Annotated in this window: 15 protein-coding genes, 1 pseudogene and 1 riboswitch; of the genes and pseudogenes, 13 read left to right on the top strand and 3 right to left on the bottom strand. The window is 36.9% G+C overall.

Going from position 1 to position 15,928, the window contains the following annotated elements:
• Nucleotides 1-379: 379 nt before the first annotated feature.
• Nucleotides 380-1,744, top strand: coding sequence for a type I glutamate--ammonia ligase (gene glnA / locus MOC86_RS26485; RefSeq protein WP_268586878.1), 1,365 nt, complete (start codon nucleotides 380-382; stop codon nucleotides 1,742-1,744).
• A 48-nt stretch (nucleotides 1,745-1,792) separates the two neighbouring features.
• On the opposite strand, the gene MOC86_RS26480 is transcribed toward glnA, so the two are convergent.
• Nucleotides 1,793-2,140 (bottom strand): hypothetical protein, encoded by a 348-nt coding sequence (locus tag MOC86_RS26480; RefSeq protein ID WP_061803897.1) that lies wholly within the window; start codon nucleotides 2,138-2,140, stop codon nucleotides 1,793-1,795.
• A 104-nt stretch (nucleotides 2,141-2,244) separates the two neighbouring features.
• Nucleotides 2,245-2,925: a VC0807 family protein gene (locus MOC86_RS26475; protein ID WP_268586877.1), complete on the bottom strand. Its 681-nt coding sequence runs from the start codon at nucleotides 2,923-2,925 to the stop codon at nucleotides 2,245-2,247.
• A gap of 144 nt (nucleotides 2,926-3,069) precedes the next feature.
• On the opposite strand from MOC86_RS26475, the gene MOC86_RS26470 reads away from it, so the two are divergent.
• A complete protein-coding gene (locus MOC86_RS26470) occupies nucleotides 3,070-3,465 on the top strand; it encodes a secondary thiamine-phosphate synthase enzyme YjbQ (protein WP_268586876.1) in 396 nt (131 codons plus the stop codon).
• A gap of 266 nt (nucleotides 3,466-3,731) precedes the next feature.
• Here MOC86_RS26470 and MOC86_RS26465 read toward each other — a convergent pair whose 3' ends face one another.
• Complete coding sequence (locus MOC86_RS26465; RefSeq protein ID WP_019393348.1) at nucleotides 3,732-4,367, bottom strand: GTP pyrophosphokinase; 636 nt, start codon at nucleotides 4,365-4,367, stop codon at nucleotides 3,732-3,734.
• A 335-nt stretch (nucleotides 4,368-4,702) separates the two neighbouring features.
• On the opposite strand from MOC86_RS26465, the gene MOC86_RS26460 reads away from it, so the two are divergent.
• From MOC86_RS26460 to MOC86_RS26410, 11 genes and pseudogenes are all read left to right on the top strand, one after another.
• Nucleotides 4,703-5,131, top strand: coding sequence for a hypothetical protein (locus MOC86_RS26460; protein ID WP_268586875.1), 429 nt, complete (start codon nucleotides 4,703-4,705; stop codon nucleotides 5,129-5,131).
• A gap of 75 nt (nucleotides 5,132-5,206) precedes the next feature.
• Nucleotides 5,207-5,392 carry a hypothetical protein gene (locus tag MOC86_RS26455; protein ID WP_243513102.1) on the top strand — a complete coding sequence of 62 codons (186 nt, stop codon included), beginning with the start codon at nucleotides 5,207-5,209 and terminating at the stop codon, nucleotides 5,390-5,392.
• 156 nt (nucleotides 5,393-5,548) lie between these two features.
• Complete coding sequence (locus MOC86_RS26450; RefSeq protein WP_268586874.1) at nucleotides 5,549-5,800, top strand: transcriptional regulator SplA domain-containing protein; 252 nt, start codon at nucleotides 5,549-5,551, stop codon at nucleotides 5,798-5,800.
• A 70-nt stretch (nucleotides 5,801-5,870) separates the two neighbouring features.
• Nucleotides 5,871-6,899: a spore photoproduct lyase gene (gene splB / locus MOC86_RS26445; protein ID WP_268586873.1), complete on the top strand. Its 1,029-nt coding sequence runs from the start codon at nucleotides 5,871-5,873 to the stop codon at nucleotides 6,897-6,899.
• A 167-nt stretch (nucleotides 6,900-7,066) separates the two neighbouring features.
• Nucleotides 7,067-8,383, top strand: coding sequence for a vWA domain-containing protein (locus tag MOC86_RS26440; protein WP_268586872.1), 1,317 nt, complete (start codon nucleotides 7,067-7,069; stop codon nucleotides 8,381-8,383).
• A 137-nt stretch (nucleotides 8,384-8,520) separates the two neighbouring features.
• On the top strand, nucleotides 8,521-8,892 hold the full coding sequence (locus MOC86_RS26435) for a hypothetical protein (RefSeq protein WP_243513082.1): 372 nt from the start codon (nucleotides 8,521-8,523) through the stop codon (nucleotides 8,890-8,892).
• A gap of 283 nt (nucleotides 8,893-9,175) precedes the next feature.
• Nucleotides 9,176-9,381, top strand: a riboswitch (cobalamin riboswitch).
• A 136-nt stretch (nucleotides 9,382-9,517) separates the two neighbouring features.
• On the top strand, nucleotides 9,518-11,788 hold the full coding sequence (locus MOC86_RS26430) for a ribonucleoside-diphosphate reductase subunit alpha (RefSeq protein ID WP_268586871.1): 2,271 nt from the start codon (nucleotides 9,518-9,520) through the stop codon (nucleotides 11,786-11,788).
• 35 nt (nucleotides 11,789-11,823) lie between these two features.
• Entirely contained in the window at nucleotides 11,824-12,864 is a 1,041-nt protein-coding gene (locus tag MOC86_RS26425; RefSeq protein ID WP_243513077.1) for a ribonucleotide-diphosphate reductase subunit beta, read from the top strand.
• Nucleotides 12,865-13,288: 424 nt separating this feature from the next.
• On the top strand, nucleotides 13,289-14,248 hold the full coding sequence (gene pfkA / locus MOC86_RS26420) for a 6-phosphofructokinase (RefSeq protein WP_061803906.1): 960 nt from the start codon (nucleotides 13,289-13,291) through the stop codon (nucleotides 14,246-14,248).
• A 63-nt stretch (nucleotides 14,249-14,311) separates the two neighbouring features.
• Nucleotides 14,312-15,724: pseudogene (gene pyk, locus MOC86_RS26415) on the top strand (pyruvate kinase); the annotation flags it as partial.
• A 90-nt stretch (nucleotides 15,725-15,814) separates the two neighbouring features.
• Nucleotides 15,815-15,928, top strand: a 114-nt coding sequence (locus MOC86_RS26410; protein WP_268586879.1) for a class II fructose-bisphosphate aldolase, incomplete at its 3' end; no start/stop codon positions are given.

Genomic DNA, 15,928 nt, shown 5'->3' with positions numbered 1-15,928 from the left:
TTTGAAAAGAAAAAAGAGAGCGAATAAGCTCTCTTTTTTCTTTTCAAATTTATGATATAATAAAAGAAAATTATGAAAGAAGGTTTCGATCACGGAAAAGTCTGCAGCTTTTTTAAATCATCAATTCCAAGATGCAGAAGACAGAAACCTTAATGATAGCGCTTTAAAAAAACACGTTTCGCCTTGAAACGTGTTTTTTTGTAATTGTTTAGCGTAGAAATGAGCGGATTTTTCGTTGAATCCTTAACATTGAAGAAGGGTTTTAGGGAGAAGGGTCGGAAATTTGTGAAAAAAGCCTTGAAAAAATAAAAAAGTCAGAATATAATATAAATATAAATGGTGTAAGAAAAAATAACATTAAATTGAGAGGTTATATAACATGAGTCAATTAGCAATTACAGAAGCAACTCCGCAAACGGACGTTTTATCACAAATCAAAGACATCATCTCCCAAAAACACGTTGAACTTCTTCATCTTCAATTCATCGATCTTGAAGGAACTTTAAAGCATGTTACAGTTCCAGTTGAAAAGTTAGACGACGTTGTAGAAGGTAAAAGCATGTTTGATGGTTCATCTGTTGTAGGTTTTTCACCAATCAATAAATCTGATCTTTATCTTCAACCAGATTTACAAACGTTCGCTGTTTTACCATGGTCTGTTGAAGAAGGATATTCGGAAGCTCGTTTCCTTTGTAGTGTAACAAACCCGGACGGCACTCTTTTTGAAGGAGATACACGCAATGTTTTAAAAAACACGATTGCAAAAGCTGCTGATCATGGATATACAATTTCAGTAGGTCCAGAGCTTGAATTCTTCCTTTTTAAAACAGACGAAGAAGGAAATCCAACAGTGCAGGTTCACGACAATGGTGGCTATTTTGAGCCATCTCCAAAAGACATTGGGGAACGCGTTCGTTTAGAAATCTACCGTGCGTTAAAAGCAATGGGCTTCACAATTGAAGCATCACACCATGAAGTAGCGGAAGGACAGCATGAAATTAACTTCAAATATGCAGATGCACTAACAGCAGCTGACCGTTCAACAACATATAAATGGGTAGTTAAAACAGTAGCTGCTAAATTTGGCTTACATGCGACATTTATGCCAAAACCAGTAGCAGGTATTAATGGTTCTGGTATGCACGTAAATATGTCATTCTTCAAAGATGGTGAAAATGCGTTCTTTGATCCACAAGGAGAAGATGCTCTTTCTGAGACAGCTTATAGCTTCATAGGGGGCCTTATGGACAACATTAAAAACTTTGTTGCTCTTACAAACCCGCTTGTAAACTCTTATAAGCGTCTTGTTCCAGGATATGAAGCACCTTGCTATATCGCTTGGAGTGCTTCAAACCGTTCTGCACTTGTGCGTATTCCATCAACAAGAGGCATGGGTACACGTGTTGAGCTTCGCTGTCCAGATCCATCAGCAAACCCTTACTTAGCGTTTGCAGCAGTTGCTGCAGCAGGTCTTGATGGAATTGAACGTAGCTTAAAACCTGTTGATTCTGTAAATGAAGATATTTTCCATATGACAGAAGAGCGCCGTGCTGAGCTTGGAATTGACAGCTTACCAGGTGACTTAAAAGAAGCAGTAGAAGCACTTCAAAATAGTGATTTTGCAAAACGTACGTTAGGTTCACACGTATATGAAGAGTATATTGCATTGAAAAAAGGCGAGTGGGATAGCTACCGTTTAGCTGTTCACGGCTGGGAACTTGAAAGCTATCAAGCAAAATTCTAATTCAAAAAAACAGGGTGCGAGCGCATCCTGTTTTTTTTATGAAAAGCTTTATTTTGTTGTGACTAGGATAAAGAAGCCATCGTGTGTAAAAAAGCGAATCTCTTTTTCATCCTTTTTAAACACTGTCATTTCTTTACGATCTTGTTGTTCTTTCTCTTTCCATCCCCACATTGTAATTAACGTTTTATAAGAGGAAGGAATTGGTTCATCTTTCTTTATTTTCGGCCAGCTATATCTAGCATACTTTTCAACAGAGGAGTCGTGAGATATCTTCGCATCTTTTTCAGCTGTTCTTGGAATAGGAAATTGGGCAAAAACATCAGATTCTCGTACAGAAAACAGAAATCCAATTCCAATCAATAGAAAAAGAATGATAAAAATAAATGCTTTTTTCATACTTTCTCACCTCATCTTTTTATCTCTTGTAAGTCATTCCATATCATAAGCTATTTTCCTTTTAAAACCGAAAAAAAGCATCCTGCCATTATGCAGGATGCTTTTTAGATTAGCTTATGGTCAGGAGATGGTGGTGGGTTTTGATCTTCATCCTTTTCATCTTCTTCATGTGGAAGCATATTGCCAAGCTTGCTTGCAACAATAATGAGCGCAACCGTTACAACTCCTGAAAAAATCCAGCCTGTTACACGCATTACAACAAGCATTTTGTCGTATCCATCAACACCGTATTTTCCGATTAAATACCACTTCACACCGCTTGTAGCGAACTGCCGAAGCGCCATGATTCCTGTGCAAATTTGGAATCCTTTTAGGATAGAAGGGTGCAGACAAGCTGCGAGTGTTTGTTGACGATCATAGCCCATTAGCTGATAGCCATCAACGAAAAAATACATAGCGAATGGTCTTTTTGTAAATGTTGTCACAAGGAAAAAGACGCCAATAATAGCAGAAACATATACGCTATTAACGAGCATTGCTTCAGCAGAGCCTGATAAAAGATCAACAGCAGTGCTTGAAATCATCGTTGTTAAAATAAACAGCCCTGTTACATTAAACTGCTTGTCTCGCCCGAAGCGATAAAGCGTATAAAGGATACCAGGTCCTGTTGATAGAAGCATTGCATAATAGTCACCAAGGCTCTCACGGCCATATTTCCAAATTAGCCATGGAACAGCAATGTAAAATAGAATATCAAAAATAATTGTACGACTTGCTTTTCCCAAATCTATGTGCCTCCTAAAATTCGATTAGAATCAAGCTGTTTCTCTTTTATGAAATCGGTTATAGTACTTGTAAGAACAATCGGTTCTAGTAAAAAGTGTAGCAGAAATTCTAGAAAATAAAAGAAAAAAAGGAGAATTTATTTCATGTTGAAAAAGTTTACGGTAGAAACGAAAAAAAGAGATGAAATGATTGATGTAACAGACACAGTACGTAGTGTTGTAAAGGAGGCGAATGTGAAAGAAGGAGCGGTTCTTGTATATTCTCCACATACAACAGCAGGGATTACAATTAATGAAAACGCAGATCCAGATGTGAAAAAAGATATGATTCGGCGCTTTGATGAAGTTTATCCGTGGGAACATAGGGAAGATCGTCATATGGAAGGTAACACAGCAGCTCATTTAAAAGTAAGCACAGTTGGTCCTTCGCAACACATTATCGTTACAGAAGGGGATCTTCTTCTTGGAATTTGGCAAGGAATTTATTTTTGTGAATACGATGGTCCGAGAACGCGTACATTTTATGTGAAAGTATTATAAAAGAAGAAAAAGCTGACAATCCAGTTGTCAGCTTTTTTTATTATATTTTAAAACAGACCAACAAGGGCTCGTACAAGTATAAGTACAATGAAAGAGCCAAAAACTGTTGCTGCAATCGCGATTAAAAAAATTTGCGCGATTTTTTTAAGATTCACCTTGTCCACCTCGTTAAATACGTTCTTTCTTTTATCGTAGCTTATTAAGAGATAGAGAGCAACTGATAGTCCTTATTTTTTGAAGAATCGTCATATTTAAAGAAGAATGAACTAGTGCATAATCATCGAATCATACGCATTTTCGATATTTTGAATTTCTTTTCGAACTTTAGCCATTTTCAAATCTAGTTCGTTAGCGGCAGAGGCAGCTTCTGATAATTCCTCTTTTAAATGAGTAGGGATTTCCCGGTCGTATTTATAGAAAATTTTATGTTCAACACTTGCCCAAAAATCCATTGCAATAGTACGAATTTGAATCTCTGCTCTAACCATTTCTGTTTTTTCATGCATTACAACAGGTACTTCGACAATTAAGTGTAGACTTCTATAGCCGTTTGATTTTGGTTCTTTAATATAGTCTTTTTCTTCAACTACAGTTAGATCAGGACGTGAATAAAATAAGTCACGTAAAAAGTAAATATCTTCTTCAAAACAACATACAATGCGTGCGCCAACGATATCATTTAAAACATTTTTTGCACTTGTTAACGTTGCAGCCGCACCTTTTCTTTTTAACTTTTTTGTCATGCTTTCCGGGCTCTTAACCCGAAACTTCATATGTTCAATTGGATTGTGCTCAAGTGAAAAATAAGCCTCCTGCTGGATGATTTTTAGTTTAGTTTTAAGTTCATCAACAGCAAACTTATATGGCATTAAAAATTGTAGCGTTTCCTTACTAGGTAACATTGTTAAAAGCTCCTTGTCATATGGAAATTTCCAGTAACTCACTTTTTTAATGTAGATTCATCATTATTAAAGCACTGCTATAAAAATTCGTCAACTTTTAAGGAACAAGGGAGAGGTCTCCACTAAAAATTTATTTTTAAGTAGAATCACCCCCAAAAAAGATGAGTATAACTTGAATATTATAGTAGGGTTATTTTTTTAACTTTTTAACGTCTTAAAAATAAAAATAATGTCAAAAATGGAAAATAGTCAGTAAAGCTGTTTTGCAACTTATGTGTAAACATCATGCGAACAATTTCAAGCATGACGGCTCTACTGATGATGGGAGTATAACAATGGACAATTACGAAATTAAGCAACTAAGTAGCACGGAGGAATGGTTTCAAGTTTTTCACTTTCTAAAACGTCTTGATGCGGAATTAGATCGTGATCAATTTATTCAGCAAGCAACGGTTATGAATGCAGAAGGTCATCATTTCTTTTCGCTTTCTGTGAAGCAAAAGATAGTGGTTATTGTTGGGGGAAGTATTCATACCAACTTTTGCGACGGGAAACATTTGTACATTAGTGAGCTTCTTTATGGGAATGAGGAGATTGATTTATATATAGATGCTTTGTTTGTTTATTTGCAAACATGGGCAAAGCAAAAAGGTTGTAAGAAAATTATTGTGTCTACGAACGTTGAAAATGAGCGGTTTCAACATCAGGATAGTGCACTTTTAAATTATGATGAAAGTCGTCACACGTTTGTTAAACAACTGTAATGTGAAAAATGAAACTTTGCTCTTACCTTTTTCGTTAATGTGGTAAAGACACTGTGAAAAGGAGAATGATCGATTGTGGATTTTGATTTTGTAATGGTTTTAACCATTTTGTTGTTTCTGCTTAGTTTAGGTGGGTATGTTTATTATCGTCGCCTTTTAGTTCTATGGGAAGAAAGAGAAGCAGACAATCGCTCTACTCAAGCAAAAGATGTCTTTGCAAATCGGTTGAAAAACGCGCAAAAATCAAGCCAAAATGTATAATATATAGTAACAAACGCAGCATCTAGAAGATGCTGCGTTTTTTTTTTTTTTTTTGGTAACATTGGCTAATTCATTAGACGGTTCATAAAACAGTATATGGCGGAGACGCTAAAAAAATGGGATAGTTCCTAAAATCTAAACGAGAGAAGGGATAAAATGAATACGCTTGATCCAAAAGAAATACGCGAAGGAGACGACGTGTATGTTATATATCGCAATCCGCATGCTGCGACAGTAGCAAACATTCAAAAAGCAGAGATTGTACAACACCCTGAAAATAAAAACGACGTTGCTCTTTTTATTCATGAATCATATCACCTCATTGGTGAAGATGATGCTCTTTTCCCTACGGAACAAGATGCACAGCAGGCATACAACGAAATCTTTGATTATGAGCAGGATGATTAAAAAAATGGTTCTCTACTATATAAAGGAACGCTTTTAAAGCCCGTGTCTAACGGAGAAAGGATTTACAGGGATGATAAAACCTTTTGTACCACAGCTTGTATATATTGAACCAAGAGCGCTTGAATACCTTCTTGGTGTAGAACTAAAAGAAAAGTTTGAAAAGATGGGTCTTGAAATAAGAGAAACAACTTCACATAATCAAGTAAGAAACATTCCAGGGGAAAATCATCTACAGCAATACCGTAACGCTAAATCAACGCTTGTTGTTGGCGTAAGAAAAACGTTAAAGTTTGATACATCAAAGCCATCAGCAGAATATGCAATACCTTTTGCAACAGGATGTATGGGACACTGTCACTATTGTTATTTACAAACAACAATGGGCAGCAAACCATACATTCGAACATATGTAAATACATATGAAATTTTTGATCAAGCAAGAAAGTATATGGAGGAAAGAGCACCTGAAATGACCCGTTTTGAAGCTTCATGTACTTCTGACATTGTTGGAATTGATCACTTAACACATACGCTTAAACGTGCTATTGAATATTTTGGGAAAACGGATTTTGGAAGACTGCGTTTTGTTACAAAGTTTCATCATGTTGATCATCTTTTAGATGCAGAGCATAACGGGCGTACAAGATTTCGTTTTAGTGTGAATGCTGATTATGTTATTAAAAATTTCGAGCCTGGAACATCATCGCTTGATTATCGAATTGAGGCTGCGAGGAAAGTTGCAGAAGCAGGATATCCGCTTGGATTTATTGTTGCTCCTATTTATATTCATGAAGGCTGGGAGGAAGGGTATAAGACGCTTTTTGAAAAGCTTGATGCACAGTTGCCTGAAAGTGCCCGACAAGACATCACTTTTGAAATGATTCAGCATCGCTTTACAAAGCCAGCAAAGCGAGTTATTCAAAAAAACTATCCAAAATCAAAGCTTGAAATGGATGAAGAAAGTCGTCGCTATAAGTGGGGACGATATGGAATTGGAAAATATATTTATTCTAAAGATGAAGAACATGAGCTTCGTGAGCATTTGGAATCTTATATTGATAAATACTTTCCGAACGCCAAAATTGAATACTTCACATAATAAAGCTAGAGAATATCTCTAGCTTTATTTTTTTGTTGATTGGCTAGAGGAATTTTAAGATAATGAAGAAGATAGGGGCTGGTAAATACGGGAAGTTATGAAGCGTGAAAGAAGCAAAACCGATATAGAAGAAGAAAGCATTTTAGAAAGAAAGGTGCATAATAGATATGAAGCGGAAAACGCTCTTAATCAGTTTTTTTATTTTCATTTTATTTATACATACTGCATGTGGCAAAAAAGAAGAAACTGATGCTTATTCAAGCGCTAATATAGAAAACATACCACAAGCAGCAGAAACTGTAGAAGATATGAACAATCAAAAGCAAGGGATTCTTGTAAAAAAGTATTTAAAGGGGAGAGAACTTGCCCAAACGTTAAAATATGACGAAATCATCGAAAGTGATCTAGAACCTTTTCTACATAAGAAAATTGATTCATTCGCCCAGTCGCAAAAAAGTAGCGAGCAATCGTTTTATAACTATCTTGTTTACTTATTAGGAAGTGGAGAGTACGGGAAAATAGAAAAAGAGCTTGAAACATTTGAACCTGTATTTCCAGAGGTAACTGCTGATCAAAAGAAAAAGAAGAATGCCGTACTTTTGATAGACGGGAGTAAAAGTATGGAAGAAACGTTAGGAAATCAAACAAAACTTTCATTAGCGAAAAAGGCAATTATTGATTTTGCAGCAGCTCTTCCTAACGACGAATCCCTTACACTTTTAACATATGAGAACCCAATAGAAGAGGATGAGGAAACACAAAAAGTCCCCGCATGCCGGAATATACAAGTAGCATATGATCATAAGTCATATGAACCAGGTGAATTTGCTTCTTCTCTAGCAGAATATAGAGAAGGGGATGACACTTCATTTACAGCAGGATTGCAAAAAGTAGAAGAAGTTCTTTCTTCCTACAGTGATGAACAATATGAAAATTCTATTTATATTATTAGCGATGGAATAGATATTTGTGAGAACGAAGGAGAAGAAAGTAAAAGTATTCTTTCTAATGGTAGCGAGGATATCCATATTATTGGTCTTGATGTAGAGCAAGAGGAGGAAGCGGCACTTCAACAAGTCGCAGCAAAAGGTACCTACAAGACCGTGGCAACGGAGGAAGAACTACAAACATACATTAAGGAAGAGTGGGAGCAAGAAACGCCTGAAAAAACTTTTGTGCAAGAGGCGGCAATTTCAGATGAGGAACAGCTTAGCGAGCAGAGACGTTTTGATTCTATTAAAGAATCTTATGATAAAGCAAGCCTAAGGGAGCGTGATCGACTTCTTTTAGGGGTAAAGTATATAGAGGAACAAAAATTACTCTCATCAGAGGAAATTAAAAGGTTAGAAAAGCGTATTTTAGATCAATATAAAAGCCGTAAAGAAGCCGTATGGGAGATTAGAGATCAAAAACTAGCTCTTATGAAAGCGAAAATAAAAGAAAATAATAAAATGATTCAAGAGTGGAAAGATAAGTGGCAGTGACAGTCATAAAAGAGAAGAGCGTGCTCTTCTCTTTTACACTAAAAAATATCCAGAAAAATGTAAAAAAGGGGGAACAGAAGAGAAAATGTATGATAAACTTGGGATAATTGTTTAGTATATATGAAAGGAGAAGAAGAGTGAAAAATACCAAAAGAGATACGGCGCTTTCCTTTGTATTTTTAGGACTTTTATTTTTAGGGTTTGTACAAGTATGGCACGAGCGTCAATATGTGCTTGGGGTTGGTGCAATGCTTGTAAGTTTTGTCGGCATCTGTGGGGTATGGAAAGGAATTAATAAAGAACGTCAAAAAGAGATTTTGTTAGGAATAAAACTTTTTTTTATAACCATTATATTTTGTTTGCTACACCGTTTTGTCTTTCATTTTATACAAAGTATAAACAATGATCATCGCTTTCTAGCCGCTTTTTTATCAAGCCTCCTTATCGTCTTTACTATGGACAAACTTGTCCGAATTACGTATCATAAGCTTCATCAAAAATCTGCTTAAGAAAAACAAAAGATGTGTATTATAAAACTAGTTCATATTTTTTGTGAACTAGTTTTTTTAATAGCAAAAAAGTGAAATTGATTTTTTTATAAGGAACAATACCTTGAGAGAAAAGAAGTTTAATAAATGCGGGAAAAGTCAAGGTCTTTCTTTCGGGCAAGAACTGTGTATAATCAAGTATTGTAACAAACATAGAGTTTTTCTGTTGTAAAATCTAAAAGAGTCTGATAGAATAATAAACACAATATGTAGTGTTCGGATGAATATAAAAATACTATATTTTGTATAAACCTAAAATAAAGGTGTCATGTATTGACTTAAAAGGGAATTTGGTAATCAAACCAAAACTGTACCCGCAACTGTGATTGCTGATGAAATAAGCGCATCCACTGTATGAACGAAAAGGCTTACATAAGCTTATTATACGGGAAGGGCTTAGAGTAGAGAGACGCAAAAGTCAGGAGACCTGCCTTTTATTGAGACGTTTTATTCTGTTCGGGAGTTAGGAGGATAAAGCGAGGGTTGTGCTTTTTTGTGCGCACGTTCCTTCGCTTTATGCTCATTGCTCTCGAAGAGACAATGAGCTTTTTTTGTAGAGTGAATGGTAAAGACTGGAGGAAATATTATGTTACAAACAAATTCGAACACGTTAGAAACGGTTGTCGAACAAGATGGAGCTGAAGAGGCGTTAGTTGGATATCTAGAAAAACTAAAAGAAAAATATCCACATCTAGATTTTGACGATTATGAACAGAAAATTGTTCAAGGGGTGTTCACATTACAGGAAGTCACGAGAGATCGTCTTTCAAACTTGCTTATTTTAGGTGCGCTTGAGCGTATTAACACGCTTGAACCTGATTGGACATATGTTGCAGCTAGCGTTTTATTGGACAAGCTTTACGGAAATGCAGCAGAAAACCGTGGCTATCAAGCAGATGAGAAATATGGTTCTCTTTATCATTTAATTGAGACGTTAACAAACACAGGAATTTTCAGCCCTGCTCTTTTATCTTCTTACACGAAAGAAGAGATTGAAAAGATTCAAAGTTTTATTTCACAAGAACGTGATGAACTTTTTACATACATCGGGCTACTGACATTATCTGATCGTTACTTAGCTCAAACACACGATCGCAAAACAATGGAATTACCGCAAGAGCGCTTCTTAATTATTGCAATGACGCTTATGCAAAATGAGCCAAAAGAAAAACGTCTTGCTCTTATTGAAGAAGCATATTGGGCTCTTTCAAATCTTTATATGACAGTAGCTACACCAACACTTGCAAATGCAGGTAAAACATATGGCCAGCTATCAAGCTGCTTTATTGATACAGTTGAAGATGATTTAAGAAGCATCTACGACAGCAATACAGACGTTGCTACCCTGTCAAAACACGGCGGAGGTATTGGTGTATACCTAGGAAAAGTGCGTCCAAGAGGAAGCGATATTAAAGGGTTTAAAGGTGTTTCCTCAGGAGTTATGCCATGGATGAAACAGCTAAATAATACAGCTGTTAGTGTTGATCAGCTTGGACAGCGTAAAGGGGCAATTGCTGTTTACTTAGATGTATGGCATAAAGATATTTTCAGTTTCCTTGATGCTAAGTTGAATAATGGAGATGAGCGTCTTCGTACACACGACTTATTTACAGGCGTATGCTTACCAGATTTATTTATGGAGAAAGTGCAAAACAGAGAAGAATGGCACTTATTTGACCCACATGAAGTGCGAAGCGTTATGAACTATTCTCTTGAAGATTTTTACGATGAAGAAAAAGGCAGCGGTTCATTTAGAGAAAAATACGAAGAGTGTGTAAGAGAAGAGAAGCTTTCTCGCGAAACAGTTCCGGCAATCGAAATTATGAAACGAATTATGATTTCACAGCTTGAAACAGGGACACCTTACATGTTCTATCGTGATACAGTAAACCGAGCAAATCCGAACAAACATAAGGGAATGATTTACGGAAGTAACCTTTGCAGTGAGATTGCTCAAAACATGAGTGCAACAACGCTTGTTGAAGAAACAACAGATGGAGGCACAATTGTAATTCGCAAAGAGATGGGCGATTTTGTTGTGTGTAACTTGTCTTCTGTTTCACTTGCAACAGCTGTAAAAGCAGACGTTCTACCTCGTCTTGTGAAAATTCAAATGCGCATGCTTGATAATGTAATTGACTTAAATACAATTCCTGTACCACAAGCTAAATATACGAATGAAAAGTATCGTGCTGTCGGACTAGGAACGTTTGGGCTTCATCACCTACTAGCCCTTGAGGGAATTAGCTGGGAAAGTGATGATGCTGTTGAGTACAATGATCGCTTATATGAGGACATTGCCTATTATGCCATTTCAGCGAGTATGGAGCTTGCAAAAGAAAAAGGTTCATACCCTGTATTTGAAGGTTCAGAATGGGAGAATGGCCGCTATTTTGAGGATCGTGGGTATACGAGCGATCGTTGGGAAGAACTTCGTGCTAAAGTGCAAGAACACGGAATGCGAAACGGCTACGTTATGGCTGTTGCACCGAATTCTTCCACAAGTATTATTGCGGGCTCTAGTGCAAGTATCGATCCTATTTTCCGTAAAGAATATTCGGAAGAGAAGAAGGACTATAAAATTCCAGTAACGGCACCAGATCTTACGCCGCAAACAAACTGGTATTATAAATCAGCATATCACATTGATCAAAATTGGAGCATTAAACAAAACGCGAAACGTCAGCGTCACATTGACCAAGCTGTATCTTTTAATCTTTATGTACAAAACGATATTCGTGCAAAAGACCTTTTAGATCTGCATCTTAATGCATGGTCAGAAGGATTAAAAACAACATATTATGTTCGTTCAACATCTGGAGATGCAATTGACGAATGTGAAAGCTGCCATAGCTAAGAGTAACATATATAATAGAAGAAAGGTGAATTGTGATGTCATATACACTAAAAAAGCGTGACATTATGGATCGTCAGGCACCAAACAGATCAACAAGCATTATTAACGGAGAAAGCTCTAATGTTTTAAACTGGGATGACGTTCGATTTAGTTGGGCGTACCCTAAATATAAAAAAATGCTAGCGAACTTTTGGACACCGTTTGAGATTAATATGTCACATGATATTAAGCAGTTTCCGCAGCTAACAGAGAAAGAACAAGATTCTTTCTTGAAAATTATTGGACTTCTTGCTCTTTTAGACAGCATTCAAACAGACTATGCCGGGAAAGTAGCAGACTATTTGACAGACTCAAGCTTAAATGCGCTTATGATTATGCTTGCACAGCAAGAAGTCATTCATAATCACTCTTATAGCTACGTACTTTCAAGCATTGTAAACAAATCTAAACAAGACGAAGTTTTCAACTACTGGCGTGAAGAACCAACGCTTGTAGAGCGCAATGAATTCGTCACGAACGGTTATAAGGATTTTGCTGAAAACCCAAGCGTCGAAACGCTCTTAAAGTCGCTTGTGTACGACGTGATTTTAGAAGGTTTGTTCTTCTATTCTGGTTTTGCCTTTTTCTATCATCTTGCTCGCAACCGCAAAATGGTAGCTACAAGCACCATGATTAATTACATTAACAGAGATGAGCAAATTCACGTTGATTTATTTGTGAAGATTTTTAAAGAAATTTTAGTGGAGTATCCAGAATACAACACGAAAGAACTTCACCAATTTATTAATGAAACACTTAAGCGCGCCGTTGAGCTTGAAGTAAGCTGGGCTAAGACTGTAATCGGAGATGAAATTGAAGGTCTTGTTCTACAAGAGGTAGAAGATTACATTAAGTTTTATGCAAACGTTCGGGCAAATCAACTTGGTACTGAGCGTCCTTATGAAGGATACCGACAAAATCCCCTTCGTTGGATTAAAGCATATGAAACAGTGGATCTTGGCAAAACAGACTTCTTCGAACAAAAAAGTCGTCAATATGCTAAAACAACAGATGCAAATGGTTTTGACGAACTATAAAAACGAAAAAGCGCAGAATCTTTTCTGCGCTTTTTCTCTTTGTTAAAAAAGGTAATGGATTGACAAGGATAGGTTATACTAAAAAATAGAATTGGAAACTTTTTAAGGAGCAACAGCGTTAAGGTGAAAAAATATGAAATAACGCAAAGAAGGGCGAAAAACGAAGAAAAAAAGTGAAAAAAAGTGAAAAAAAGAGATGATAATCGCTTTCATGCTATTTTCACAAATATAACAAGTATGTTAAGGTAATAGGCGTAAATCAATGAGTTTCTACAATGGAGTTTTTTCCATTATAAGGTATACATAAAGAAGAGTAAAATTTTTCATAATGTAATGCTTAGAAACGATTCCCCATTTCCTATGTAAGATTGTTTGTAAAAAAGACAATCTTGAAATATGATAGATGTATGAGGTGATGAGAAAAATGAAAAAAATCGGCGTATTAACGAGTGGCGGCGATTCTCCAGGTATGAATCCAGCAATTCGTGCGGTAGTCCGCAAAGCAATCTTTGAAGGACTTGAAGTGTATGGAATTAGTCAAGGATATAAAGGGCTTATTGAAGGAAACATTCAAAAGCTAGAAGTTGGTTCTGTTGGAGATATTATTCAACGTGGTGGAACAATGCTTCAGTCAGCTCGCTGTGAAGAATTCAAAACAGAAGAGGGACAAGATAAGGGCATTGAACAACTGAAGAAACATGGTATTGAAGCATTAGTTGTTATTGGGGGAGATGGATCTTACCAAGGCGCAATTAAGCTTACAAAAAAAGGATTCCCTTGTATCGGAATTCCAGGAACTATCGATAATGATATTCCAGGAACAGACTATACGTTAGGGTTCAACACAGCTTTACATACTGTCATTGATGCAATTGACCGTATTCGCGATACGGCTTCTTCGCATGAGCGAACATTCATCGTTGAAGTAATGGGTCGAGATGCTGGAGACATTGCACTTTGGTCAGGTCTTGCTGGTGGAGCAGAAACAATTTTGATTCCGGAAGCAGACGAATCTTTCGATGATATCATTGCTCGTCTTCATCAAGGAAATGAGCGTGGTAAGAAACACAGCATTATCGTTGTTGCTGAGGGTGTTATGAGTGGAAATGAACTTGCTGAGAAGTTAAAAGAAAAGTCAGGTGTTGAAACACGTGTAACAGTTCTTGGCCACATTCAACGCGGAGGATCTCCATCTGCATTTGACCGTGTATTAGGAAGCCGTTTTGGTGGATATGCTGTTGATTTACTATTGCAAGGACGCGGCGGACGTGCTGTTGGAATTCAAAAAAATGAGCTTGTTGATTACGATATTCTAGAAGTGTTAGGAAAAGAACATCATATCGACATGAACATGTATAAACTATCTAAAGAATTATCAATCTAAAGAAAAAGAACGTGTAGTAATTTGTAATTGTTCCATAATCTTTAGACGTAAGGAGAAGAGAGAATGAGAAAAACTAAAATTGTATGTACTATTGGACCAGCTAGTGAAAATCGCGAAACATTCACGAAATTAGTAGAAGAGGGTTTAAACGTAGCTCGTTTAAATTTCTCACACGGTGACTTTGAAGAGCACGGTGGCCGTATTAAAACAATTCGTGAAGTGTCAAAAGAAACGGGTAAAACAGTTGCTATTCTTCTTGATACAAAAGGCCCTGAAATCCGTACAAACGAAATGGACGGCGGAGCACTTGAGCTTGTAGCAGGCGAAAAAATCATCGTGTCAATGAAAGAAGTAAAAGGAACGAAAGAAAAGTTCTCTATTACATACTCAAACCTTGTGAACGATGTAAAACAAGGGGATACAATTTTACTTGACGATGGCTTAATCGGTCTAACAGTAGACACTGTTGACGCTGCAAATGGTGAAATTCATACAACAATCCAAAACACTGGCGTTCTTAAAAACAAAAAAGGTGTAAACGTTCCTGGCGTAAGCGTAAGCCTTCCTGGTATTACAGAAAAAGACCGTGCAGATATCTTATTCGGAGTTGAGCAAGGCGTAGATTTCATTGCTGCTTCTTTCGTTCGTAAAGCAGCAGATGTTCTTGAAATCCGTAAGCTTCTAGAAGACAACAATGCAACAGATATTAAAATCATCTCTAAAATTGAGAACCAAGAAGGAATCAATAACATTGATGAGATCTTAGAAGTTTCTGATGGTTTAATGGTTGCTCGCGGAGACATGGGTGTTGAAATTCCTGTTGAAGAAGTACCTCTTGTACAAAAAGAGCTTATCGAAAAATGTAACCATTTAGGAATGCCTGTTATTACAGCAACACAAATGTTAGATTCTATGCAACGTAACCCACGTCCAACTCGTGCTGAAGCAAGTGACGTAGCAAACGCAATCTTTGATGGCACAGATGCAATCATGCTTTCTGGTGAGACGGCTGCTGGGGACTATCCAGTTGAAGCTGTTCGCACAATGAACAGCATCGCACTTCGTGCAGAATCTGCTCTTGATTATTCAAAAGAAAAACTGTTTGCTGATTCAGTTGGTGTTTCAAGCGTAACAGATGCAATTGGTCAAGCAGTAGCAGATACAGCAATGACGCTTGATGTAAAAGCAATCTTAGCTCCAACGGAAAGCGGATATACAGCACGCATGATTTCTCGCTTCCGTCCAAAAGCAACAGTTGTAGCAATCACAAAAAATCAATCAACTTCTCGTAAGCTAATGCTTATGTCAGGTGTTGTTCCAATCGAAGGCAACACGTTTGAAACAATTGATGATATTACAAGTGATGCAACAAACCTTGCTGTTGATAAAGGTATTATTGAGCACGGTGATCTTGTTATTCTTGCAGCTGGAATGCCGTTTGGTAAGTCTGGTTCAACAAACCTTTTAAAAGTTCACGTAGCTAACTAATTTAGGCAGAATACCGCGTAAAGAGCGAGAGCTCTTTATGCGATTCTATATTACATATTCTAATTTGGAGGAATTATCATGCCATTAGTATCAATGAAAGAAATGCTAAATACTGCTAAAGATAACGGTTATGCAGTAGGTCAATTCAACTTGAACAACTTGGAGTTCACACAAGCGATTTTACAAGCAGCA

Origin of the sequence: Priestia endophytica (assembly GCF_026790145.1) — a bacterium.
GTDB classification, from domain to species: domain Bacteria; phylum Bacillota; class Bacilli; order Bacillales; family Bacillaceae_H; genus Bacillus_I; species Bacillus_I endophytica_A.
This window is presented reverse-complemented; position numbering and strand designations above follow the sequence as displayed.